The 23,331-nt window shown below is 42.9% G+C and carries 25 protein-coding genes and 2 pseudogenes; 16 read left to right on the forward strand and 11 right to left on the reverse strand.

The window, feature by feature from the left end:
- Nucleotides 1–400 (forward strand): beta/alpha barrel domain-containing protein (locus D8802_RS08455; protein WP_472725598.1); only part of this gene is annotated, 400 nt, incomplete at its 5' end.
- A gap of 146 nt (nucleotides 401–546) precedes the next feature.
- On the forward strand, nucleotides 547–1,584 hold the full coding sequence (locus D8802_RS08460) for an aldose epimerase family protein (protein ID WP_125395513.1): 1,038 nt from the start codon (nucleotides 547–549) through the stop codon (nucleotides 1,582–1,584).
- Nucleotides 1,585–1,656: 72 nt separating this feature from the next.
- Here D8802_RS08460 and D8802_RS08465 read toward each other — a convergent pair whose 3' ends face one another.
- The 8 genes and pseudogenes from D8802_RS08465 to D8802_RS08505 all read right to left on the reverse strand — a co-directional run bounded on the left by D8802_RS08465 (nucleotide 1,657) and on the right by D8802_RS08505 (nucleotide 7,445).
- A complete protein-coding gene (locus D8802_RS08465; RefSeq protein WP_125395514.1) occupies nucleotides 1,657–2,214 on the reverse strand; it encodes an SMI1/KNR4 family protein in 558 nt (185 codons plus the stop codon).
- Between the two features lie 12 nt (nucleotides 2,215–2,226).
- On the reverse strand, nucleotides 2,227–2,949 hold the full coding sequence (locus D8802_RS08470) for a DUF4241 domain-containing protein (RefSeq protein WP_125395515.1): 723 nt from the start codon (nucleotides 2,947–2,949) through the stop codon (nucleotides 2,227–2,229).
- A gap of 95 nt (nucleotides 2,950–3,044) precedes the next feature.
- Nucleotides 3,045–3,206 (reverse strand): annotated as a pseudogene (locus D8802_RS08475) (SMI1/KNR4 family protein); the annotation flags it as partial.
- A gap of 132 nt (nucleotides 3,207–3,338) precedes the next feature.
- Complete coding sequence (locus D8802_RS08485) at nucleotides 3,339–4,403, reverse strand: ankyrin repeat domain-containing protein (RefSeq protein ID WP_125395516.1); 1,065 nt, start codon at nucleotides 4,401–4,403, stop codon at nucleotides 3,339–3,341.
- A 45-nt stretch (nucleotides 4,404–4,448) separates the two neighbouring features.
- Nucleotides 4,449–4,856, reverse strand: coding sequence for a hypothetical protein (locus D8802_RS08490; RefSeq protein WP_125395517.1), 408 nt, complete (start codon nucleotides 4,854–4,856; stop codon nucleotides 4,449–4,451).
- Nucleotides 4,857–4,907: 51 nt separating this feature from the next.
- Nucleotides 4,908–6,140, reverse strand: coding sequence for a sensor histidine kinase (locus D8802_RS08495; protein WP_125395518.1), 1,233 nt, complete (start codon nucleotides 6,138–6,140; stop codon nucleotides 4,908–4,910).
- Nucleotides 6,141–6,815, reverse strand: a pseudogene (locus D8802_RS08500) (response regulator transcription factor).
- 9 nt (nucleotides 6,816–6,824) lie between these two features.
- The gene (locus tag D8802_RS08505; RefSeq protein WP_125395572.1) at nucleotides 6,825–7,445 is read right to left on the reverse strand and encodes a GTP pyrophosphokinase; all 621 of its coding nucleotides are present in this window, start codon (nucleotides 7,443–7,445) and stop codon (nucleotides 6,825–6,827) included.
- Nucleotides 7,446–7,627: 182 nt separating this feature from the next.
- On the opposite strand from D8802_RS08505, the gene D8802_RS08510 reads away from it, so the two are divergent.
- The 4 genes from D8802_RS08510 to D8802_RS08525 all read left to right on the forward strand — a co-directional run bounded on the left by D8802_RS08510 (nucleotide 7,628) and on the right by D8802_RS08525 (nucleotide 10,182).
- Nucleotides 7,628–7,885, forward strand: coding sequence for a metal-sensitive transcriptional regulator (locus D8802_RS08510; RefSeq protein WP_000185163.1), 258 nt, complete (start codon nucleotides 7,628–7,630; stop codon nucleotides 7,883–7,885).
- A gap of 52 nt (nucleotides 7,886–7,937) precedes the next feature.
- Entirely contained in the window at nucleotides 7,938–9,251 is a 1,314-nt protein-coding gene (locus D8802_RS08515) for a DUF6630 family protein (RefSeq protein ID WP_125395519.1), read from the forward strand.
- 31 nt (nucleotides 9,252–9,282) lie between these two features.
- Nucleotides 9,283–9,561, forward strand: coding sequence for a hypothetical protein (locus tag D8802_RS08520; protein WP_125395520.1), 279 nt, complete (start codon nucleotides 9,283–9,285; stop codon nucleotides 9,559–9,561).
- A gap of 132 nt (nucleotides 9,562–9,693) precedes the next feature.
- Complete coding sequence (locus tag D8802_RS08525; protein ID WP_125395521.1) at nucleotides 9,694–10,182, forward strand: prolyl-tRNA synthetase associated domain-containing protein; 489 nt, start codon at nucleotides 9,694–9,696, stop codon at nucleotides 10,180–10,182.
- 174 nt (nucleotides 10,183–10,356) lie between these two features.
- On the opposite strand, the gene D8802_RS08530 is transcribed toward D8802_RS08525, so the two are convergent.
- Genes D8802_RS08530 through D8802_RS08540 form a run of 3 tightly spaced genes read right to left on the reverse strand, consistent with a single transcriptional unit; the run spans nucleotide 10,357 to nucleotide 12,626 of the window.
- Nucleotides 10,357–10,653, reverse strand: coding sequence for a rhodanese-like domain-containing protein (locus tag D8802_RS08530; RefSeq protein ID WP_125395522.1), 297 nt, complete (start codon nucleotides 10,651–10,653; stop codon nucleotides 10,357–10,359).
- Nucleotides 10,643–12,298 carry an FAD-dependent oxidoreductase gene (locus D8802_RS08535; protein ID WP_125395523.1) on the reverse strand — a complete coding sequence of 552 codons (1,656 nt, stop codon included), beginning with the start codon at nucleotides 12,296–12,298 and terminating at the stop codon, nucleotides 10,643–10,645. Before D8802_RS08535 ends, D8802_RS08530 begins: the two co-directional genes overlap by 11 nt.
- Before the next feature lie 19 nt (nucleotides 12,299–12,317).
- Nucleotides 12,318–12,626 (reverse strand): rhodanese-like domain-containing protein, encoded by a 309-nt coding sequence (locus tag D8802_RS08540; protein WP_125395524.1) that lies wholly within the window; start codon nucleotides 12,624–12,626, stop codon nucleotides 12,318–12,320.
- A gap of 176 nt (nucleotides 12,627–12,802) precedes the next feature.
- On the opposite strand from D8802_RS08540, the gene D8802_RS08545 reads away from it, so the two are divergent.
- The 10 genes from D8802_RS08545 (at nucleotide 12,803) to D8802_RS08590 (ending at nucleotide 23,317) form a co-directional block, all read left to right on the forward strand.
- On the forward strand, nucleotides 12,803–13,366 hold the full coding sequence (locus D8802_RS08545) for a sugar O-acetyltransferase (RefSeq protein ID WP_125395525.1): 564 nt from the start codon (nucleotides 12,803–12,805) through the stop codon (nucleotides 13,364–13,366).
- A 285-nt stretch (nucleotides 13,367–13,651) separates the two neighbouring features.
- Entirely contained in the window at nucleotides 13,652–14,899 is a 1,248-nt protein-coding gene (locus D8802_RS08550; RefSeq protein ID WP_125395526.1) for a carbohydrate-binding domain-containing protein, read from the forward strand.
- Between the two features lie 125 nt (nucleotides 14,900–15,024).
- Nucleotides 15,025–15,789, forward strand: coding sequence for a nucleoside phosphorylase (locus D8802_RS08555; protein ID WP_125395527.1), 765 nt, complete (start codon nucleotides 15,025–15,027; stop codon nucleotides 15,787–15,789).
- A 33-nt stretch (nucleotides 15,790–15,822) separates the two neighbouring features.
- Complete coding sequence (locus tag D8802_RS08560; protein ID WP_125395528.1) at nucleotides 15,823–17,202, forward strand: TrkH family potassium uptake protein; 1,380 nt, start codon at nucleotides 15,823–15,825, stop codon at nucleotides 17,200–17,202.
- Nucleotides 17,203–17,215: 13 nt separating this feature from the next.
- The gene (locus tag D8802_RS08565; protein WP_125395529.1) at nucleotides 17,216–17,881 is read left to right on the forward strand and encodes a potassium channel family protein; all 666 of its coding nucleotides are present in this window, start codon (nucleotides 17,216–17,218) and stop codon (nucleotides 17,879–17,881) included.
- 156 nt (nucleotides 17,882–18,037) lie between these two features.
- Nucleotides 18,038–19,678, forward strand: a complete 1,641-nt coding sequence (locus tag D8802_RS08570) for an SSURE domain-containing protein (protein ID WP_125395530.1) — start codon at nucleotides 18,038–18,040, stop codon at nucleotides 19,676–19,678.
- Between the two features lie 80 nt (nucleotides 19,679–19,758).
- On the forward strand, nucleotides 19,759–20,457 hold the full coding sequence (locus tag D8802_RS08575; protein WP_045594563.1) for a response regulator transcription factor: 699 nt from the start codon (nucleotides 19,759–19,761) through the stop codon (nucleotides 20,455–20,457).
- Nucleotides 20,454–21,488: a sensor histidine kinase gene (locus D8802_RS08580; RefSeq protein WP_125395531.1), complete on the forward strand. Its 1,035-nt coding sequence runs from the start codon at nucleotides 20,454–20,456 to the stop codon at nucleotides 21,486–21,488. Before D8802_RS08575 ends, D8802_RS08580 begins: the two co-directional genes overlap by 4 nt.
- 202 nt (nucleotides 21,489–21,690) lie before the next feature.
- A complete protein-coding gene (rpsD, locus tag D8802_RS08585; protein ID WP_125395532.1) occupies nucleotides 21,691–22,302 on the forward strand; it encodes a 30S ribosomal protein S4 in 612 nt (203 codons plus the stop codon).
- A 220-nt stretch (nucleotides 22,303–22,522) separates the two neighbouring features.
- Complete coding sequence (locus D8802_RS08590) at nucleotides 22,523–23,317, forward strand: hypothetical protein (protein WP_125395533.1); 795 nt, start codon at nucleotides 22,523–22,525, stop codon at nucleotides 23,315–23,317.
- Nucleotides 23,318–23,331 lie beyond the last annotated feature (14 nt).

Genomic DNA, 23,331 nt, shown 5'->3' on the forward strand with positions numbered 1-23,331 from the left:
ACGACGCTTCAACATCGATGTCTTGAAAGTGGAAGTTCCAGTCAATGTCAAATACGTTGAAGGTTTTGGCGAAGGTGAAATCGTGCATACACGTGAAGAAGCAGCAGCTTTCTTCAAAGCACAAGATGAAGCAACGAATCTTCCATACATCTACTTGAGTGCGGGAGTGTCGGCTAAACTCTTCCAAGAAACCCTTGTCTTTGCCCACGAATCAGGCGCAAACTTCAATGGTGTTCTTTGTGGCCGTGCAACCTGGGCTGGATCAGTTGAAGCTTACATCAAAGACGGTGAGGTAGCAGCTCGTGAATGGCTACGCACAACTGGATTTGAAAACATTGACGAACTCAACAAAGTTCTCAAAACTACAGCGACTTCATGGACTGAACGTGTGGAAGCATAAAACAAATATAGAAGAATCCCCTTTTGTTAAGAAGATACTTAAGGTTTTCTGACAAAGGATTCTGAAAATAAAAACTACAACCATAGATGGTGAATAGGCTCTCTATGGTTTGTTTACTTAAGAGAAATGGATCAAAGGAGAGAAGAATGAAAGCATACACAGAGCGTGTATTTGGAAATCATGAGGGCAAGGATGTCTTAGCCTATCGCTTTGAGACGGACAGTGGCTATCAACTAGAAATCATGACTTATGGTGCGACCATCTTGCGCTATGTCACACCTGACAAGGCTGGAAACTTTGCCAATGTGATTTTGGGCTTTGATGATTTTGATAGCTATGTAGGCAATAGTCCCAAGCATGGAGCAAGTGTAGGTCCTGTAGCGGGCCGTATTGCAGGTGCGACATTTGAGCTCAATGGCCAGACCTATAATCTTGAAGTCAACAATGCCAGCAACTGTAACCACAGTGGTTCAACAGGTTGGGATTCAAGTTTGTTTGAATTGATCGAGGTGAGCGACCATGGCTTGACCCTCTACACAGAGCGTACAGATGGGACAGGAGGATTCCCTGGCAATCTCAAGATATGGACCAGCTATCATTTGGAAGAAAGTGGTGCTTACGAAATCAGCTATAAGGTGATAACGGACCAAGATACCTTGGTCAATCCAACTAATCATAGCTACTTCAACTTGTCTGGTGATTTCACGCAGACAATTGACCGCCATGTCTTCCAGCTAAATACGGAGTGCATTTACCCAATTGCTCCAGACGGTGTTCCAGCTAAGACTCCAGATGCTAATCGTGATGTGGTTAAACACATCTACAATGGTGCTTTGTTGAAGGACATCTTTGCAGAGGATGATGAGCAAATCCAGTTGGTATCTGGTTTGGATCACCCATTTGCTCTTCCTGCCGGTCATGACAATGCTGGTTTCCTTTATGACCAAAACTCAGGTCGTTTCCTACTTTTCAAGACAGAGGCCCCTTGCTTTGTGGTCTACACAGCAAACTTTGTGGATGAGAGTGTGCTCATCGGAGGACAGCCAATGGTACAGCACAATGGGATTGCCCTTGAAGCGCAGGCTTTACCAGATGCCATTCACAGTGACTTCAAAGACCAAGTCATTCTCAAAGCAGGTCAAACCTTTACCAGCAAAACTCGCTACGAGCTTGTTGTAAAATAAAAAGAAGAGCTGGTTTCCAGCTCTTTTGAGTTGTCTTCGTTGACATCAGAGGCAGTTTGGCTAATACATGGCTTATTTTCCTTTTTTCTGTTTCTCGATTCTCTCTAACATTCTGTTTTTACGCTCCTCCAGTTCTTGGATTTGCTTGAGCAAAAGATCTGAAAAGTCACTATCGAGTTCTTCAGCCTCTCCACTACTATACCAATCTAAGGCGACAATGTGATTATTTTTATCAAAGCAGAAAATCACATCTCCATCACCGATGATAGACAGAAAAGGGATATAATCTACAAAGCCTAGTTCATGTAATTCTTTGGTCTTCAGTCGAATGTCTAGAAAATCAGGTATCTCATTTGCAATACCATAGACTTTAATACCACGACAGAATGTCCAAAACGGGGCGACATCAAATGCTTTGGCTCTTGGCCACAGTTCCTCCCTAACTTCCATATAGAGTCCGCCTAGGGGTGACATGGTAAACTCTCTAAAGTCGTTTGGAAGACTGATTTGATACAGTTTTTCAAAATCTTCTATATCCTCTTCGGAGGGTTCGTTTCCCATGCAGGCTACAACTTGGTAGGTGCCAGAATCATAATGATGAAAATAATCATAGACTTTTTCTAGTGACATGGTTACACCTCTCTATCCTAGGTAAATATATTCGACAACTAAATCACAAAGCTGATTATCCTTATCATAGCCAAAGTACACAGGATAGACACCATCTCCAAAACCTGATTGGATCATCGGAATGCTTAGGTCAGTGTTGGGAATTTTAAAATTAATCCAATCTCCGCCCTCACGTTGATAAAGGGGATTGTCTATGGCATTTTGAGCAAAAACTGCTGCAAAGAAATCGTCGTAGATATTTTTGTCAGGATTTTCTTTATACCAACTCTCTTCAAAATCGCAGTAGGCATTCTTGGTGCCAACGTCCACTATCGTTGCCAGACCTGCGTCAACTGCAAATCCAAAATAAGAGTCTTTTTCAACAGTGTCTATATCTTCATCACCAGTCAGTGCTTCATAGTAGATGACTGGCACTTGATCTGTAAATTGGATTCTCGTTGCTACATACCTGTAATGGTCTTCTTCTATCTTGGCCACTAAAGTTTTTAGTCTATAGGTCCCTTTGGGTACAGACTGTAAGTAGGGCTTTTCCTCTCTACGGAGCCAGACCAAAGGATCTCGGACCAGAATTTCTCCGCTAGGAAAAGTTACTTCCCCCATATCCAAAACAAAAACTTCCGTGTCCTGTATTTCTTTCCTATCAAAACAGTCTGCATAATTGATAGACGAAGTGAGCAGATGTTTTATTTCTTGGTATTTCTGTAACCATTCTTGTGAAGCTTTCATTTCTTCCATAAACAGTTCCTTTCTAAATCTTTTATTTTAGGTCGGTGCTTTCTGAGTTAGAGATTTGTGTACTCATGATCATTTTTCCTACAAATACATTCATTCTATGCTTTTATTTCCCTAATGATCGAAAAAATTAGGTCTTTAAGATTTTCTGCCACATACACAACTTCATCAGGATCATGGATATAGCCGATAATCTGCCCTTCTTTTCCCTCTGTATTCGGATCAAAATCCAGCATCAGGAAACAGCTGTCACAATACTCCATCCCTTTGAAAAATACTCATCTAGTGCGGGTATATTCCCCTTTATAATATCACCTACAATTTGTGGAATAGATTTAAAATTTCCTATATCTTTTAATTTGACTATTTTAAGTCTCCTACAGAGTATGTATTCATCTGTTATAATTTATTTCCTCTAAAGGAAGCGGATCAGGATTTAAGCCTACCCAGAGAACCGAAAGTTCACACAAACGTTCAGTTATAGTATCTTCATCACTGCCTTTTGCACGGATGCTGGAGATCAGTTCCTTAGTTTCTTCCAGTTCTTCTTCGGAAAGCGGTGTACCTGAAGCGAAATGATTTGGCAGGTCTTTAAGCATGTTCCGGTAGTCTTTATCCCAGTTGACACCGCCATTTCTATAGAGCTCATCCTGTACGCGCCCTGTTATACGGATCACTTCGCCTTGTACTGTTTTCGCAGGTCCGCTTGAAGGAATCAACATCTCCCAAAGTTCATCGTATTGCTTTTGCCAAGGACCATCTTCTACAATAATAGGAGAAACTCCGTCATGTATCTTGCGTTTCGGAGCAGGCTTTACATCAAACAGTTCATAGAGTCTCTCAAGCCCTGCTTCTGTTTCAGTCAAGTAATCTTTATTAAAGTTTTCTCTGTGAAATTCAAAATCCTTTCCGATTAGTTCGACTCTTTCTGCCATATCAGGAGTTACCTCAGCGCCCGCCTTTATGAGCATTTCTGCAATTTCTGCTACCTGTGCAATATTAATCTGCCTACAAGTAGCAAGGACTTCAGCTAGTGGAGTTCGCCCCATAACATTTTTTGCATTAACATCTGCACCTTTTTCAATCAAAAAACTGACTATCTTAGGTCGGAAAAACCTTGCTGCCGTATGTAGAGGTGTACTCCCGTATGTATCAGTTTTTTGTATATCTCCGCCTAATTCATATAGCAGTTTTACAGTATCTCTCCCCAAAGTGGCATGTGTATATAATGGTGTACGCCCATAATAATCAGGAGTATTTACATCTAAACCCTGTTCCACCAGCCAGATAACAAGCTCATCAGGAACACCTCCAAAATGAAGTGCCGTATTTAAGCTGTATCTGCCGTCATGAGCAGTAAGCTCACATTTATCATATACGGCTTTAAGAGCTTCAATATCTCTTGCTGTAATCAGTTCATCAAAATTTTTAGGTAAGGTCACTCTTTTTTTGGCCATTGTTCTTCTCCTTTGATATAAAACTAACATTTGCATTTTACGTTTCTAAACCCACTTAAGCCCATCAACATCTTTTAAAATCATAGATCTTCCATCGTAGTCATTTTTTAACTCGATTTCTTTTTCCTTAACCGAAATGTTGTTGTACCAGTGGTCCAAACTTGCATATTTTCCTGTATGGATATTGATAAGCATGCTTGTTATAGGATCCCAAGTGCCCTTTTCCACTGTTTCTGCAAGCAAATAATAGGCATCTAAAAATATGAGATTTCTTCCATACATCCAAAATGGAAGTTGAATATCTAATAAAGGCAATTTTGCAGAAAAAATATCATCTCCACGTGGTGGCACGGTTTCATAATGAAATTCTATCTCACTCCCATAATATGCTATCGTTGCCTCTTCGCAACCGATGCTTTGAGGAATACCCTCCTCAACTACTAAAAATTCCATTGGCGTCTCCTTATGTTGTAATTGAATGAACTCCGATCAGACTCTCCACGTTTACAACCAGATGGTAAAGGTAATCACCTGCTTTTTATAGGTGACAAATATTTTACCTCTAAATAGGCTGACGAGATGCTGAGCCATGGAGAGGCCAATTCCGTGTCCAGATATGGTTTGGTTGTTATGAGAGGTCTCCGCACGATAAAAGCGCTCAAAGAAACGCTTAATATTAGCTGCTTGTCCATCCTTGTAATCATTAGAAATAGTGATGCAGGTTCGTTTGCGTAGTAGGTAATTTTTGCGTTGTAGTGTCAAGCGAATTGTTCCAGCGGGATCGCAGTATTTTCGGGCATTGTCAAGAAGGATGCTAAGAAGCTCATAAAATTCTTCTTGGGCTACTTTTTCTACAACGTCTGCTTCAATAGAACTTTCAAATTTTTTATCTTCTTTGGTAAAGAGAGGAGCAAAATCTGAGGCAACCTTTTCAGCGATGACGGAGATATTTTGAGGAACTAATTTGATATCCTCTTGCTCCTCGAGCCGAGCAAGTCGGATCAGTCTTCCAATCAGGTGGTTGAGTCGTTCCGTCTGTTCTTTAGTGCTGATACTCCACTCAGTCTCTCCCTCCATTAATTCCTGTAGCTCGGTATTGGCCGAAATGATGGCTAGAGGCGTTTTGAGTTCATGTCCTGCATTGGTGATAAACATCCGTTGTTTTTCATAGTTTTTGATAAAAGGACGAATGACAATCCCTGAAATCAAGGTGAAGAGCAGTATAAGGAGGAGTAAGCTAGCCAAGGCCAGCCAGATAGAGACCTGAAGTAGGGTGTCGCGTTCGCGGATATAGTTAGTTGTCTCAAAGAAGACCAGTAGTTTCCCAGTCGTAGATTGGCTCACTTGGTAGGTAAAATAGCGTCCCTTATGAGTAATAGAACCATAAGTTTCTTGCTTTTTGAGGATGTTTGGAAGAAAACTTTTGACTTCGGCCTCAGTTAAGGATTGGACATTCCCTAGAGAAATAGTGTAGTCATTCCCCTTTTCTCTGACAGAGAAATACTGAAAATTGTAGATAATTCCTTCCTGAATGTTCTTTTTGGTGAAACTTTCCTTGATTTCATCTGTGATTGGGAGTTCGCCTTCATTTTTAGACAAGATGGAGAGGACGGTTTGGATATTATCCTCTGTCTGAGTATAGACGATGCTATTCATCAAGACTAGAAAGAAAGCGAGAATCAGAGCAATAGCAGCAGTGGCTGTGACAATGAACTTGATACGAAGTTTTCGAAACATCTAGTCACCTCCTGTCAGTTGGAAAGGCCCTTCTGCAGATCCTAAGATTTGCAAGTTGGACTGAACACTTTGAAGCTTTTGGCGGAGATAGGAAATATAGAGAAAAACGAGCTCGCGATCCCTTTCTTCCAGCTCATCTGGCCAGACTTGCTCTAGTAGTTGTTGACAACTGAGGGTCTAGTTAGCATGCTGAATGAGGAGGGTCAAGAGTTGAGTCTCCTTTTTCCCTAAACGAATGCTGTTTGTAGCAGCTAATTCTTGTTCGTTAATATCCAAGCGAGTATTTCCTAATTGGACCGTATCTGGGGTATAGTCCTCCAGACGGCGGGCAGTAGAACGGAGCCTAGCCAGAAGTTCCTTGAGAGAGAAGGGTTTGGTCAAGTAGTCGTCGGCACCTGCATCGAGTCCGGTTACACGATCATCTACTTCAGCCATGGCTGTCAGCATGATGATGTGGGTCGTATTGCCCAACTGGCGGATTTCTTTGAGGGCTTCGATTCCAGTTTTAATTGGCATCATGATGTCAAAAATCATGAGGTGATAGTGGTTAGATTTAGCCTTTTCGACAGCATCTTGTCCATTAAAAACAGAATCAACGCTATAGCCTTCGCGTTCTAAAGCAACGGTGATGACGCGATTTAGTTGAGTTTCATCTTCGGCAAGTAGGATTTTCATAGGTTCTCCTTAGTCTTGGTCAGATCGCTGAATCAAATCACGGATGGTCTGCATGGTCAAGTCGCATGAAGCAAGCTCATCGGCACAACGTTTGAGCTCGCGCGTGATTCGTTCAGGATTTTGGATGTTTTTCTTGTACTTCATCTGGTGCTCAAGGCTGGCCCAAGAGTCCATAGCAATCGTGCGTAGCTGGATCTCGATAAAGTAGGTACCTTGGGCATTTCCCAGACAGTCTGGGTAAGGAGTGGTTACTTCGAGGATCAGATGATAGGAGCGGTAGCCGTTGGGTTTGACCTGACGGATATAGTCTTTCTCTTTGAAAATATGGATGCTTGGCATCTGGCGAATATACTTTACGATGCGGTAGATATCATCTGTAAAGCCTGTGATGATCCGAACACCGATAGCATCACGAATTTCTTTAAGAGCGGATTGACTTGTCTGAGGAAGGCCTTTGCGTTGGCATTTTTCACGCATACTTTCCTCGGTTTTGATACGCGCATGCAAATGCTCATATAGTTTGAGGGAGGTTTCTTTTTTGTAATTAGCTGCGGCTTCTTCCATATCTTGAATAAAGGTCTGCAAGATAGTGGGTAAGTAGACTTCGCAAGGGCCATAGATAGAGTTCATAGGCTGGTCCATTCTAAGAATGACTCGTATTGCTACGAGCATAGATTCTAATAGTATTTGTCATTCTATTATACCATGAAAGCGATAGCAGGGTGAGATTCTATTGATAAAGAGGGAACGAGAATTTTGACAAAGGAGTCCATTAGAGATATAATGAAGAAAAATCGACCAAGGATAAGAAGATGACAAACTCAAAGTATATTACACGCCTGAAACGTTCAGAGGGGCAGTTGCGTGGAATTCAAAAGATGATCGAAGAAGAGCGTGATTGTGCAGATATCATTACCCAGTTAACAGCGGTTCGTTCGAGTGTGGAGCGCGTGATTGAGATGATCATTACCGAGAATCTCACAGCCTGCATCAACCAACCCCTAGACGACCCTGAGGCTCAAAAAGAACGCTTAGAAAAGGCTGTTCAGTACCTAATCAAACGAAAATAGTAGTTCTCTATGTGATAGAACAAGATAAGAAAGTAGATCACAGGTGGGAAAGATGACAAAAGAAGAACGAGCAGAAAAATGGTTTCAGAATATTCCTGAAGCAGAAGCCATTCCTATGCAAACTAAAATGGAGATCTGTAGTCAGGTAGCGAAACGAATGGCGCTTATATGGCTTGGCCTACTTGGTGTGGAATGTTTGTTCCTATTCTGGGTCACTGGGGGCGAACTTTTTAATCAAGTAGCGGACTTTCTAAATCAGTTATCAGAAGGGAGTCCCACAAAAAATCGATATAAGGGTCTCGCACTTGCAGGGACTCTTATTTGTCTGCCTGTCTTGATTTTGCCTAGCGTTGTTGCCCATTTCTTTAGACAAGGTTGGATTCAAAAAGAAGCTGAAAAGGTAGTCAAAGTGATGCCCCCTGTTACAAGTGATCAGCCTTATCTAGATGGAGATGAGGGAGCAGATTTTGCGAGCATTTCAGGAAGAATCTTTGCGGATTGGGTGCTAGATGATGGTGAGAAGGAACAAAATGGCTTTGAACTTGAGGAAGTATGGCAGCAACTGGCAGCTGTCCAAGATGGTGATAGGGATTTTCTCATTTTAATACCTCAGCAACCAGTTAAACTAAAGGGGAGTCAGCATGTATCGGATTTTGTACAGGTTTGTCAGGATGAAGATTCGGACGGTTTTCATTTTGAGATCAGTGTTGCCGATGCCGAACGGATCGACGAGAATGTAATCTACGAAAAAAATGGGCTGAGCAAGAAAGAAACTCAAGACATGCTTCGGGCATATTTGGAGAACAGAGTCACATCAGAGCTAGAAGACTGGGAAATTGTACTAGATATGCGGACAAATGAGCAGAAAAATATCTTAATCTATCAGGAAATAACCCAATTGCTAACAGATGATAGTGAGGTACGATCTCGTTTGACCTCCTGTTTTGAATCACCGAAAGCCTATTTCAAGCAGTATGCAGATAGATACGACGAGCGGGGCATAGGCGAAGAAGTCGATGAAGCTACGATAAAATGGCTTGCTATTGCTGATGAACTGCTTGCTGTGGATGCAGTCATTGAGTTAGACTGGAAGACAGATAAGGACGAATTTCTGTACCAATTAACGCCTCTGGCAGCTAAGCAAACTCTTGATTTTGAGGAGAATTGGTTCGACGAGGATGGTGACATCCCTACTTGGTGTAAAGTTTTGGACGAAAGATGGGCTGGACACGATTTCTGTCTTGCTTGTATGGACATTGACAGCGATAGCTATGTCCTCTTTATCTGCAAGAGGGATATTCTGGAAAAATTAGTCACCTTGAGTCACATAATCAATCAGCGTTTCGGCCATGCAAAAAATATGTAATGGCTAGTGTATTTCAAGTAGGGAGCTCAAGATGATTTTTGCATTTAAGGATGCACCCAACACAGCCTGTATAGTTTGTTACCATGTCTTGGCTGGGAAAAATCCGATCATCTTTATCTCCCACGATGAAGAGGATGGCATGTGGCAATTTTTGTGTTCAGAAGACCACACTGGAGAGGATGCACGCCTCATTTCCCTAGCTGAAGCATTTAAACTAGACGCATCCATCGGACAAGTTGCGGATATACTTTGTGGCTATGCGGTGGAAAGAAAAGATGGGCTTGCTGGCTGGAAATCATGCCCATCCTAACAGTTGGGGCTCCGTCTAAGATAACTTGTATGAAAATGAAAGAAACCTAGAGATGCTTGGATATAAATCGGAAGAAAACCCGTTTTTGTTGTATAATTAAAGGTAGTAAGACAAGTTAAAGGAGGCTAGAAGATGGAAGCATACGAAAAAGTAGTAGAAATGCTAAATGGACTAGATATTCCCTTTGAAATCGTGGAGCATGAGCCAGCCTTAACGACGGAGCAGGCAGATAGTTTTATCGAGGGAATCGAAGGTGTCCGTACCAAAACCATGTTTCTCACCAACAAAAAGAAAACAGCCTATTATCTCGTGATTATGGATGACAAAAAACGTTTGGATATGGACTTGTTGAAGGATTTGGTAGGAGCCAATAGAATCCGTATGGCTTCCTCTGATAGTCTGTTTGAAAAAATGATGTTACCAGCAGGTGCAGTATCTCCATTTGGCTTGCTCAACAATACTGACAAGGACATTCAAGTTTATTTCGATAAAGAAATCATGTCGGAAAAACGGATGACTTTTCACCCTAATACCAATGAAAAAACGCTTTTCTTGGACACGACAGACATACTCAAGTTCCTAGAAGCTATTGGTTATGAAGCTCATATCATTGAGTTGTAAAAACGAAAAAGAGTTTGGGACAAAAGTCTAACCTTAAATATAAAAAGCGAACAAAACGAGTTTTCTGACACTCAGAATTCCGTCTTGTTCGCTTTTTTGTCTAATCTATCGATTTTAAAAATTTATAATAAAGAATTCCTAAAATCAAAATCTCTTTGTCCCAGCCTCTTTTATTTATTCTACTTGACCAGGCCAAGCATTCATACCACCTTCTACATTGGTAACGGTGAGCCCTTGGGCGCTGAGAAATTGACAGGCAGAGGCAGAACGCACTCCTCCTTGGCAGATGATATGGTATTCATGGTCAGGTTTGAGTTCTTTGTAGCCTTGCTCCAAGGTACTTAATGGAAGATTTTTGGCACCTGGTGCATGTCCTGCTTGGAATTCATGTACTTCACGGACATCGATAAGATCTAGATTTTCATTTTGATATTTTTCATAAAAGTCAGCCATGCTGATATTAGTTACCATATTCTACTCCTTCTGGGTTAGCCATTTTGTATAGTGAATAAGCGCCGTCAAGGTTTTGGACGGTAAATCCTGCTTGTTTGAGGATACGCTCTGCGATATAGCTGCGCAAACCACTGTGGCAGCTAACGATGTAGGCTTGGTTTTTGTCTAGTTCATTCAAGCGTTCCCGTAGTTCGTTTAGGGGGATGTGAATGGTGTCGACTTTGAGTCGGCCACTTTGGAATTCGCCACTTGTCCGTACATCTAGGAACTTCTTGCCCTTAGCTAGTTCGTCTTCGAGCTGGTACCATTGAATATTGTCGCTGAGACCTTCGATAAGGTTCAAGGCTGCGTAGCCCAGCATATTGACGGGATCCTTGGCAGAGCCAAATGGTGGCGCATAGGTGAACTCCAATTCTGGTAAGTCAAAGACGGTGAGATTTCCCTTGATAGCAGTTGCCAGGATATCGATTCGCTTGTCAACACCTTTCTTCCCAACTCCTTGGGCACCATAGATTTTTCCAGTGGTTGGGTCAAAGAGGAGCTTCAAGGTCATATCAGTAGCGCCAGGATAATAACCAGCATGATCTTTCCCGCTGACATGAAGGGCCTTGTAAGGAAGTTGATTCATGCTAAGGATACGCTCGCTGAGACCAGTCGAAGCAGCTGTCATATCAAAGGCACGAACGATAGCAGTGCCGATACTGCCCTTGTTTGTACGCCCGAGTCCTGCGATGATGTCCGCCACTTGGCGCCCTTGTCGATTGGCAGGAGAAGCGAGAGAGATGAGAGCGTCTTGGCCCGTAATCTCTTGCTTGACGACGATAGCATCCCCAACTGCAAAAATATCTTTTTGACTGGTTTCGTAATGTTCATCGACCAAGATTCCACCACGAAGTCCCAGTTCAATCCCCGCAGCTTTCGCCAGTCCATTTTCAGGTTCAACACCGACAGAAAGGATGGTGAGGTCAGAAGTAATCTTTTGACCGTTTTCGAGAACGATGACTTTTCCTTGGTCTTCAAATCGAGTCGCAGACTGAGAAGTAATAACGCGAATACCGTTTGCCAGCAATTCTGCTTGGACAAAGGCTGCCATTTCTTGATCTAATGGTGGCAAGACATGGGGTGCTTTCTCAACGATAGTAACTTGCAATCCACGTTTGGCCAAATTTTCAGCCATTTCAAGCCCGATAAAGCCTGCACCGATAACGACAGCTTCTTTTGGATGATTGTCCAAGGCTGCCATAATTTCATCAAGATCGGGAACATTGCGGAGCGTGTAGGCGTTCTTAGCTTCTGCCAAGCCTTCAATGGTAGGAACAAATGGTTTAGCTCCTGGGGAGAGGATCAACTTGTCATAGATTTCTGTGAATTCCTGTCCATCGTGTCGCACTGTTACAGTGTGTTCTGCTGGCGAAATCTGGATGACCTCGTGAAATGGTCGCACATCGAGATTAAAGCGTGCTTTGAGACTTTCAGGAGTTTGGACCAATAAACTATCACGATTGGCAATTTCTCCTGAAACATAGTAAGGAAGTCCGCAATTGGCAAAGGAAACAAAGGGTCCTTTTTCAAAAATAGTAATGTCAGCATCTTCCATGAGGCGTCTGAGACGAGTCGCTGCTGACATACCGCCTGCAACTCCTCCAACAACGATAATCTTCATTGATTTCTCCCTTTTAGTTCTATATGACCTTGCCTGTCCAAGCGCTCATACCGCCTCGGACATTGATGACATCGTAGCCTTTTTTCTTAAGCTTTTTCGCAGCTAGTTTGCTTCGTACACCAGAGTGACAAATGACATAAAGTGTTTCTTTTGTCGCAGGTGTATAAGACCCGATTTCGGATAGAGGGACATTCTTGGCATTTTTAATATGACCTCTATGGAATTCCGTAGGCGTCCGAACATCTAGTAGCTGAATCGGTTCCTTGAGTTTAGCTTCTAACTCGCTGGTAGAAATACTGTCAATTTTTGTAAATAATAAGTGAAACATAGGCACCTCCAAATATACCCTTATGGGGTATATTAAATCATAAAGTCAAGCTTTTGTCAAGCAAGTTGTTTTGACTTGGGAGAGGGCTTGGTTTTGAGAGTATAGAAAGCAGGCTATTCTTGACCTTTCAAAGCCTTTTTGATATGATGGCGTCAAAGTAAGTGTGAGGTGATAAGATGACCAGTGAATACCAGAAAATGATAGCAGGAGAACCCTATCATCCGTTTGATCCTGAGTTGCGAGCCTTGGCTCAGACAGCACGTCAGAAGCAGTCAGACTTCAACCAGGAGTTAGATCCCTTGAAAGGGGCGGAGATTATCAAAAGTTGGTTTGGTTCAACTGGGAAAAATCTCTATGTCAATCCACGCCTGGTGGTGGATTATGGTGTTAATATCCATCTAGGGGAAAATTTTTATTCTAATTGGAACTTGACTATGCTGGATGTTTGTCCGATTCGCATTGGGAACAACGCTATGCTTGGCCCCAACTGTCAGTTTTTAACCCCACTCCATCCACTGGATCCGGATGAACGCAATTCAGGGGTCGAATACGGCAAGCCCATCACCATTGGAGATAATTTCTGGGCTGGAGGTGGCGTCATTGTCCTTCCCGGAGTGACACTGGGAAATAATGTCGTCGCTGGAGCAGGGGCCGTGATTACCAAGTCCTTTGGAGACAATGTCGTCTTAGGTGGGAATCCTGCGCGTGTCATCAAGGAAATACCAGTAAAAGAAAACTAAAAAGAACAGCTTGGGCTGTTCTTTTTATGAGTTTTAGTCTTATAAATTTTTCTTCTTTTTGGCTTTCTTGGTCAAGGAGACATCGCACTGGGGGATGTTGGTTTTAAAAATCTATTAAAGGTAGTCTAGAGTTCAAAAATTGTTTTTAGCAGTCCTTTCTAAAAAATTACTAGGCGAAATCTAATCCAAACTAAATTTAAGGAAACTTTCAGAAAAGTTTTAGTTTTGTTTCAGGAATCTTCTGTAGACTGTCTAGCTATATCATACGAAGGAGAGGAAAAAGGTATGAAATCAAAAAAATGGACCCTACTCGTAACGAGTTTAACGGCAATGGTACTGATGGCAGCATGTTCCCAGTCAACAACTACATCCACTACCAAGGCAACGACAAATAGTGCAACAAAAACTTCAACAAAGACAAACCAATCTTCCTATTTTACAGAGAAGGACTATGATACTTCTTATGATGAAAGCACAGCTTCTAAGATTGAGTTATCTGGCTCATCAGCAAACGTCTCTGGAGATGGGGTGACAGTCTCTGAATCAACAGTGACCATCACAAAATCTGGAACCTATGTGATTTCAGGGAAGTCTGACGGAGTGCAGATCAAGGTCGAGGCAGATAAGTCGGCAGATGTTCATCTAGTCCTAAAAGGTGCGACCATGACCAATACCAATGCAGCAATTTCTGTGACATCAGCTGGTCATGTCTACCTGACTCTAGTAGACGGCACGACTAATAGCCTCTCAGATTCAGCTTCAAATAGTGATGATAAGGCAGATGCGGCTCTCTTTTCTAAGGTGGATTTGACCATCAACGGGAAAGGTACTCTCAATGTAGATGGCAAGAAAAACAATGGTATCAAGGCCAATGACACCCTCCATATCACGGGCGGTACCTATAATATCACAGCAGTTGGCGATGCCTTTAATGTCAATGATGAACTTAACATCACTGGTACGACCATGACTATCGATGCCAAAGAAGATGGAGTCAAGGTGGACAATGACGAGGATACTTCAGTCGGGACCATGTACCTATCCAACAACGACATCACCGTCACAGCAGGAGATGATGGCATCCACGCTTCTGGAGACCTCGTTATCGATAGTGGTACCTACAACGTCAAGAATTCGACAGAAGGACTTGAAGGTAAGTCAATCACTATCAACGGTGGGGACATTAGCATCTATTCGACAGATGATGGAGTCAATGCAGCTAATAAAAACGCCCAACAGAGTGAAATCTTCTTCACCATGAATGGTGGGAACCTGACAGTAGAAGTCGGCCAAGGGGACACAGACCCAATCGACTCAAACGGCAATATCACAGTCACAGGCGGAACCATTAAAATGACTGGTCAGACAGGTTTTGACTTTGATGGAACTGCGACCTACACAGGTGGAGATATCTATCTCAACGGTGAAAAACAAACGGAAATCGTCAACTCTATGCCTGGAGGCGGTGGACCAAATGGAGGTCCTCAAGGAAATGGTGGTCCTGACGGTCCAGCCCCTGGAGGACGAGGATAAAAAAGAATCTCCTTTCTCGAAAGAGAAGGGAGGTTTTTGTGTTGTTACTAGAGGAAATGTAAAGATAACTCCTTGACACTCCGTCAGTTTTTGATACAATAGTACAAAATTACAGGAGGTGGGTTATGATTCAGAAGCATGGAATTCCCATTTTGGAGTTTGATGACAATCCCCAAGCGGTCCTTATGCCAACACATGAGGGGTTAGATTTGAAGTTGCCAAAGAAGTGTATCTATGCGTTTTTGGAGGAGGAGATTGACCGCTATGCCCAGGAAGTAGGGGCGGATTGTGTTGGTGAGTTCGTTTCGGCCACCAAGACTTATCCAGTCTACGTCCTCAACTACAAGGGCGAGGAGATTTGTCTGGCCCAGGCGCCCGTAGGCTCAGCCCCAGCGGCCCAGTTTATGGATTGGTTGATTGGCTATGGTGTGGAGCAAATTATTTCCACTGGAACCTGTGGCGTTCTAGCCGATATAGAGGAGAATGCCTTTCTCGTCCCTGTTCGTGCTTTGCGAGATGAGGGGACCAGCTACCACTATGTAGCGCCTTCTCGTTATATGGAGATGCAGATTGAGGCTATCTCTGCCATTGAGCAAGTCTTGGAACAAAGAGGTATTCCTTATGAGGAAGTCATGACCTGGACGACAGATGGTTTTTACCGAGAGACTGCTGAAAAGGTTGCCTATCGCAAGGAAGAAGGCTGCGCTGTTGTGGAGATGGAGTGCTCTGCTCTTGCGGCAGTTGCCCAACTACGTGGTGTTGTCTGGGGGGAATTGCTCTTTACCGCAGATTCCCTGGCAGATCTGGACAACTACGACAGTCGTGACTGGGGCTCTGAAGCTTTTGATAAGGCACTCGAACTCTGTCTTGCCATTGTGCACCACATGTGAGTGTTCTGACTGTTTTTATGGTAGAATGTAGCTATGTTATTCAAATCTTTTTTGGAAAAAATCAAGACGACGTTGTCTCGGTTATCGCCAGCTCGTCGCATCTTTTTAAGTTTTGCCTTAGTTATCTTACTGGGCTCGCTCCTTTTAAGCCTCCCCTTTGTTCAAGCAACAACGTCACAAGCGACCTACTTTGATCATCTCTTTACAACGGTGTCCATGGTCTGTGTGACAGGGCTCTTCACCCAGCCGGTGGCCTCTACTTACAATATCTGGGGCCAGTTGATTTGTATGCTCTTGATCCAGATTGGTGGTTTGGGGCTCATGACCTTTATTGGAATCTTTTATATCCAAGGCAAGCAAAAGCTCAGTCTTCGTGGTCGGGAGACCATTCAAGAAAGTTTTGGTTATGGAGAAACTCAGTCTCTAAAGGATTTCATCCGTTCGATCTTTCTGACGACTTTTCTGGTGGAAGGGATCGGTGCCTTTCTCTTGAGTTTCCGCTTTATTCCTGAATTTGGCTGGGGACGAGGGGTTTTAACCTCTATCTTTTTGGCTGTTTCAGCTTTCTGTAATGCTGGATTTGATAATTTTGGAAGTACGAGTTTGCTAGCTTTTCAAACGGACCCCTTGATCAATCTAGTGATTGCAGGTTTGATTATCACTGGTGGTCTAGGATTTATGGTCTGGTTTGACCTAGCGACCCAGTTTGGGAAAAAGAAAAAACGCCGTCTGCGTTTCCATACCAAGCTGATTCTCTTTTTAACGGCGGGAATTTTACTCTTTGGAACAGTATCGACTCTCTTAATCGAGTGGAATAATCCTGGAACGATTGGAAATCTCAGCGCTCCAGAGAAACTGCTGGTTAGTTTCTTCCAAACCGTCAGCATGAGAACGGCAGGTTTTGCCTCTATTGACTACACCCAGGCTCGACCAGTTACCTTGCTGATCTACATCTTGCAGATGTTTCTGGGCGGGGCGCCTGGAGGGACAGCAGGGGGGCTCAAGATTACGACCTTCTTTGTCTTATTGGTCTTTGCTCGTAGCGAACTATTGGGCTTGCCTCATGCCAATGTGGCTCGGAGGACCATTGAACCCCGAACCGTGCAAAAATCTTTCAGTGTCTTTATTATCTTCTTGCTAACATTCTTGCTGGGCTTGATCCTACTAGGGATAACAGCAGAGGGAAATCTGCGCTTTATCTACCTCATGTTTGAGACCATTTCAGCCCTTGCGACAGTTGGGGTGACGGCGAATTTAACACCAGAGCTAGGTAAGATAGCCCTCAGCATCGTTATGTTATTGATGTTTATCGGCCGTATTGGCCCCTTGACACTACTGGTCAGTGTAGCGGAATACCAGCCAGACAAGAAAGATACGATTCACTATATGAAAGCAGATATCACCATTGGGTAAGAAAGGAAGAACGATGTCAGATCGGACAATTGGAATTTTAGGCTTGGGAATTTTTGGGAGCAGTGTTTTGGCTGCCCTAGCCAAGCATGACATGAATATCATTGCTATTGATGACCACGAGGAACGCATTAATCAATTTGAACCTGTGCTGACGCGTGGAGTAGTTGGAGATATCACGGATGAAGAACTCCTTCTATCAGCTGGGATTGACACCTGCGATACCGTAGTTGTCGCAACGGGGGAAAATCTGGAGTCCAGTGTTCTTGCGGTTATGCACTGCAAGAGTCTAGGAGTGCCGACTGTTATTGCCAAGGTCAAAAGTCATACTGCTAAAAAAGTTCTAGAAAAAATTGGGGCAGACGCAGTTATCTCACCAGAGTTTGAAATGGGGCGCTCATTGGCACAGACCATCCTCTTTCATAACAGCGTAGACGTCTTTCAGCTGGACAAGAATGTATCGATTGTCGAGATGAAAATCCCCCAATCATGGGTAGGTAAGGGCCTCAGTCAGTTAGATCTACGTGGGCGATACAACCTCAACGTACTTGGCTTTCGTGCCTACGAAAATGCTCCTCTGGATGTCCAATTCGGACCCAATGACCTCTTGCAGGCAGATGCCTACATCATGGCCGTCATTAATAACCAACATTTGGACACCCTAGCTGAACTGAGTGAGTAGGAGAGGAAGGGCTACTCTCTTTTCTGATAATTAACGAGTCAATATAAGTATTTTATAAGAGGGATTTAAGAAAAATTTTAACTTTTTCTTAATCCTTTTTAATTTTAGGAGATTATACTAGAGTCATCAAAAAAAGAAAACTCTAAGGAGAATCCTATGAAATTCAATCCAAATCAGAGATATACTCGTTGGTCAATTCGCCGTCTCAGTGTCGGTGTTGCTTCAGTTGTTGTAGCTAGTGGCTTCTTTGTCCTAGTTGGTCAACCAAGTTCTGCACGTGCTGATGTCGTCAATCCGACTCCTGCCCAAGTCGTGCCAGACGCTGCTTCGGTGAGTGAAAAGAGCGACTTACCAGCAGAGGTTCTCAAAAAAGCAGTCGATGTAGCTCTTCCTTCAGAACAGTCTATTCCAACACCTAAAGCAAGTGTGGATACGACAAGCTCTTCAGAAAAAGTGGACGCAACTGCTAAAGAGCCTGCACTAGCACCAAAAGAAGAAGTGCAAGCACAACCTGACTCTAAGAAACAAACAGAAGATGCAGTTAAACCTGTGGAAAGTCCTGTGCCTACAGTTTCTGGACAAGACCGTGAAGCTAGTGAAGCGCAACCAGCGACCACTCCAGCTGAAGTGCAAAAAGGTGTGGCTGACAACACCAAAGACACAGTAGATGTCCCAGCTAGCTACCTTGACAAAGCCAATTTCCCAGGACCATTTACAGCTGGTGTCAATCAAGTCATTCCATACGAATTCTTCGCTGGTGATGGTATGTTGACTCGCCTCTTGTTAAAAGCTTCCGACAAAGCTCCATGGTCAGACAACGGTTCAGCTAAAAATCCTGCTCTCCCACCAGTAGAGAAATTGGGCAAAGGCCTTTACTTCTACGAAGTAGACTTGGCAGGCACCCAAGGCAAATCTGACAAAGAGCTGCTTGACCTCTTGAAACAAAATGGTACGCAAAGCTATAAAGCTACTATCAAGGTGTACGGTGCAAAAGACGGCAAGCCTGACTTAACTAATCTGGTAGCGACTAAAGATTTGACTGTTAATTTGAATGGTTTGACCACACCAAATCAGGTTAAAGACTCTGTTGTTAACAATGTAAAAGACATGATTGATGTTCCAGCTAGCTACCTTGAAAAAGCAAATGTTCCAGGTCCATTCTTGGCCGGTGTCAACCAAGTTATTCCATACGAAGCTTTTGGTGGAGATGGTATGTTGACTCGCCTCTTGTTAAAAGCTTCAGACAAAGCCCCATGGTCAGACAACGGAACAGCTAAAAATCCTGCCCTATTGCCGCTTGAAGGCTTGGCTAAAGGTCAATATTTCTACGAAGTGGATTTGAATGGCAATACGGTTGGCAAAGATGGTCAGGCCTTGCTTGAGCAACTTCGAGCTAACGGAACCCATACATATCTAGCTACTATTAAAGTCTATGGCGCTAAAGACGGCAAACCTGATTTGACCAATCTGATTGCTACTCGTCAAGTAACGATTCAGCTTCGTGGAAAAGAAATGGCGACAATACCATCTCAACAAGGTCAGATGAATACGAAGCCTTCTGAAACAGGCTCTACAGGTACGACTGAGGGTATGATGGGTACAAATCACCATATGTCAGATATGAAGGTCGATCAACCAGCTTCTAGCCCAATGGCTAATATGATGAAAAAAGATGATAAAGCGATGCTACCAAATACTGGGGAAGCTAAAACGGCTACAGCTGGCCTTGGTATCTTTGGTCTAGCCTTGGCAGGTCTTGTTGGACTTTTGGGTTTGACAACCAAACGAGAAGATTAAGATTCAAATCATTTAAACATTAGGGAAAATAGTGTTATACTAAAGCAAGTATAACACTGTTTTTATCGAAGGAGTGTCAGATGAAAAAGACAATTTTGCTGGTTGATGATGAGATAGATATTCTAGATATTCAAAACCGCTATCTTATACAGGCAGGTTACGATGTTTTGGTCGCCCATGATGGTAAGGAGGGATTAGAACTTTTCAGAAAAAAATCTATCGACCTCATTATCACAGATATCATGATGCCCAATATGGACGGTTATGATTTTATCAGCGAAGTTCAGTATATCGCTCCGGATCAACCCTTCCTCTTTACAACTGCTAAGACAAGCGAACAGGATAAGATTTATGGATTAAGTTTGGGGGCAGATGATTTTATAGTCAAACCCTTTAGCCCACGCGAATTGGTTTTAAGAGTGAATAATATCTTGCGTCGCCTTAGCCGTGGAGGAGAGACAGAACAGATCGAGTTTGGTGACTTAGTGATCAACCATGTGACTCATGAGGTTCGCATTGGGGAGCAACCTTTGGAATTGACAGTAAAATCCTTTGAACTTCTATGGGTATTAGCCAGCAATCCTGAGAGAGTCTTTTCAAAGACGGAACTTTACGAGAAGGTATGGCAAGAGGACTATGTGGATGACACCAATACACTCAATGTTCATATCCATGCTTTGAGGCAAGAGTTGACCAAGTATACAAATTCAAATGCTCCTGCTATCAAAACTGTCTGGGGTTTGGGCTATAAGATGGAAAAACCAAGAGGTAGAAAATGAAATTAAAAAACTATATTCTAGTGGGGTATCTAGTGTCGACTCTACTAACGATTTTGGTCGTTTTCTGGGCAGTCCAACGAATGTTGATCGAGAAAAGTGAAGTTTACTTTCTAGTTGGAATGACCTTGATTGCTAGTTTCATTGGCGCTGCAGTGAGTATCTTTCTTCTGTCGCCTGTTTTTTCTTCTCTGAAACATTTGAAAAAACAAGCTCAGGATATAGCAAGCAAGGATTTCAGCACAGAAATCGAAACCAAAGGACCATTAGAATTTCAAGAGCTGGGTCAGGCTTTTAATGACATGTCCCACAATTTGCAAGCCACCTTTCAATCACTTGATGAGAGCGAGCAAGAAAAGAGAATGATGATTGCGCAGCTCTCTCACGATATTAAAACTCCCATTACCTCCATTCAGGTTACTGTGGAGGGAATTCTAGATGGAGTGATTAAGGAAGAGGAGCGGCTCCACTACTTAGCCACGATTGGCCGGCAAACTGAGCGTCTAAACAAGCTAGTGGAGGAATTGGATGTTTTGACTCTTAACACACAACCTCAAGAAACTGCTGATGAAGAAGTCGAAGAGGTCTTTTTAGATCAATTGCTGATTGAGTCAATGAGTGAATTTCAACTCCAGATTGAACAAGAGGAGCGGGATGTTTACATTCAAGTATCACCTGAGTCAGCGAAAATCAAGAGCCATTCTGACAAACTTTCTCGCATTCTGGTCAATTTGTTAAACAATGCCTTTAAATATTCAGAACCAGGAACCAGAATCGAGGTTCTTGCCCAATTAACAGAACAAGAGCTGACAATCAGTGTGAAAGACGAGGGTCAGGGGATTCATCCTGAGGATTTGGAAAAGATCTTTAAACGACTTTATCGTGTAGAAACTTCGCGCAATATGAAGACAGGTGGACATGGCTTAGGACTTGCGATTGCACGAGAATTAGCCCATCAGCTTGGTGGCGAAATCACAGCAGAAAGTCAATATGGCTTAGGAAGCAAGTTTACATTCAGCCTCAATTTGAAATAAAGCTGTAAAATCCCTTTACAAATCTAGCTTTTCATGGTACAATAGCCTTTGTGTGAAATAGCAGCAGGAAAGCATGAAGCTCGTCAACAGGTGTCTTATGACAAGTAACCTTGGCTGTTTAGGCGAAGGGCATCTGCACGAATCAGGGCTTTCTAAGTGACTATTTCCACCGAAATATTATTTATATCAGGAGGACATACACATGTCACGTTATACAGGACCATCTTGGAAACAAGCTCGTCGCCTTGGCCTTTCACTTACAGGTACAGGTAAAGAATTGGCACGTCGTAACTACGTACCAGGACAACACGGACCAAACAACCGTTCTAAATTGTCAGAATACGGTTTGCAATTGACTGAAAAACAAAAACTTCGCTTCACTTACGGTGTAGGTGAAAAACAATTCCGTAACTTGTTCGTACAAGCTACAAAAATCAAAGGTGGAATCCTAGGTTTCAACTTCATGCTTCTTTTGGAACGTCGTTTGGATAACGTTGTTTACCGTCTTGGCCTTGCGACTACTCGTCGTCAAGCTCGTCAATTCGTAAACCACGGTCACATCCTTGTTGACGGAAAACGCGTTGATATCCCATCATACCGCGTAACTCCAGGTCAAGTAATCTCAGTTCGTGAAAAATCATTGAAAGTTCCAGCAATCCTTGAAGCTGTTGAAGCAACTCTTGGACGTCCAGCATTCGTATCATTCGACGCTGAAAAATTGGAAGGTTCATTGACTCGCTTGCCAGAACGCGACGAAATCAACCCAGAAATCAACGAAGCACTTGTCGTTGAATTCTACAACAAAATGCTTTAATTTTAAGAAATATCTTACAGAAAGCCTACAACAGTGGGCTTTTTTCTTTGTCTTAAAATGTTGATTTCTGGGTTTGGTTGGTAATTGAGGAATCATTTTTACTCAGAGAGAATGTTTCTGACTCTGGTCTAAAGAAATCAGTTGTTTTAGGCGACTTTTCCGCCCTCATTTTCAGCTTTTGTGCTAAAATAGATTTATAAATTGAAGATAAGGGATGTTTATGAAATCAGGGAATGGATTTTTGAAAGGCTGCCTCTATTTCTGGGGAGGTTTGATTCTACTGGGACTCTTGGCTGAGTACGCTGTCCCCTTGGCAATCTGTAGTCTAATTGGTATTGGTGCTTATGTACTCTATCGACGCAGGGGCAATAATCGTTCAGTAGAAGATCAGATTGAACTTTTAAAAGCGCGGATTCGCCAAGCTGACAAAGATATCCAGCAGTTAGAGGAGACCCTGTCTGAAAAAGGACCAGCGGTCTATAAAAGTCGAGCCAGTCAGGTGTTGCTTGAACTGAGTGAGATTCATCAAGAAGCCAATCAGTTTAAATCTTATATTGGTGATTCTGTTTATGGTCGAATTGATAAGAAGGTTCGCTCAGTAAGGGCAACTATCAATGTTCAGCTAGAGCGTCTGGAAAGAGATAGTCAGATAGATATTGAGAATATGGAGCCCGAGGAAGTGGCGCCAGAATTGGCTCAGACGCTTGCCAATATTGCGCGTGACCATCAGGAAATCATAAATAAAATCGAGGCTTCTGATTTTGGAGACAAGGAAGAATTGGCAGCCATCCATAACTTAAAGATGGAGAAATTTCAGACCGTTTTAGAGGGTTATTTAAAGATTAAGGCGAATCCTAAGAACTATAATCGATCTGAGGAACGCTTGGAACAAGCTAGAGTAGCCATTGAACAATTTGACCTTGAGCTGGACCAAGTTTTGAGAGAACTCAATGAAACAGATATGCGCGATTTTGATATTAGCCTGCGTATCTTGGGCAAAGATCGCAAAGAATAGGGTAGACACAAAGG

The sequence above is a fragment of the Streptococcus oralis genome (genome assembly GCF_003943395.1).
Taxonomy (GTDB): domain Bacteria; phylum Bacillota; class Bacilli; order Lactobacillales; family Streptococcaceae; genus Streptococcus; species Streptococcus oralis_BF.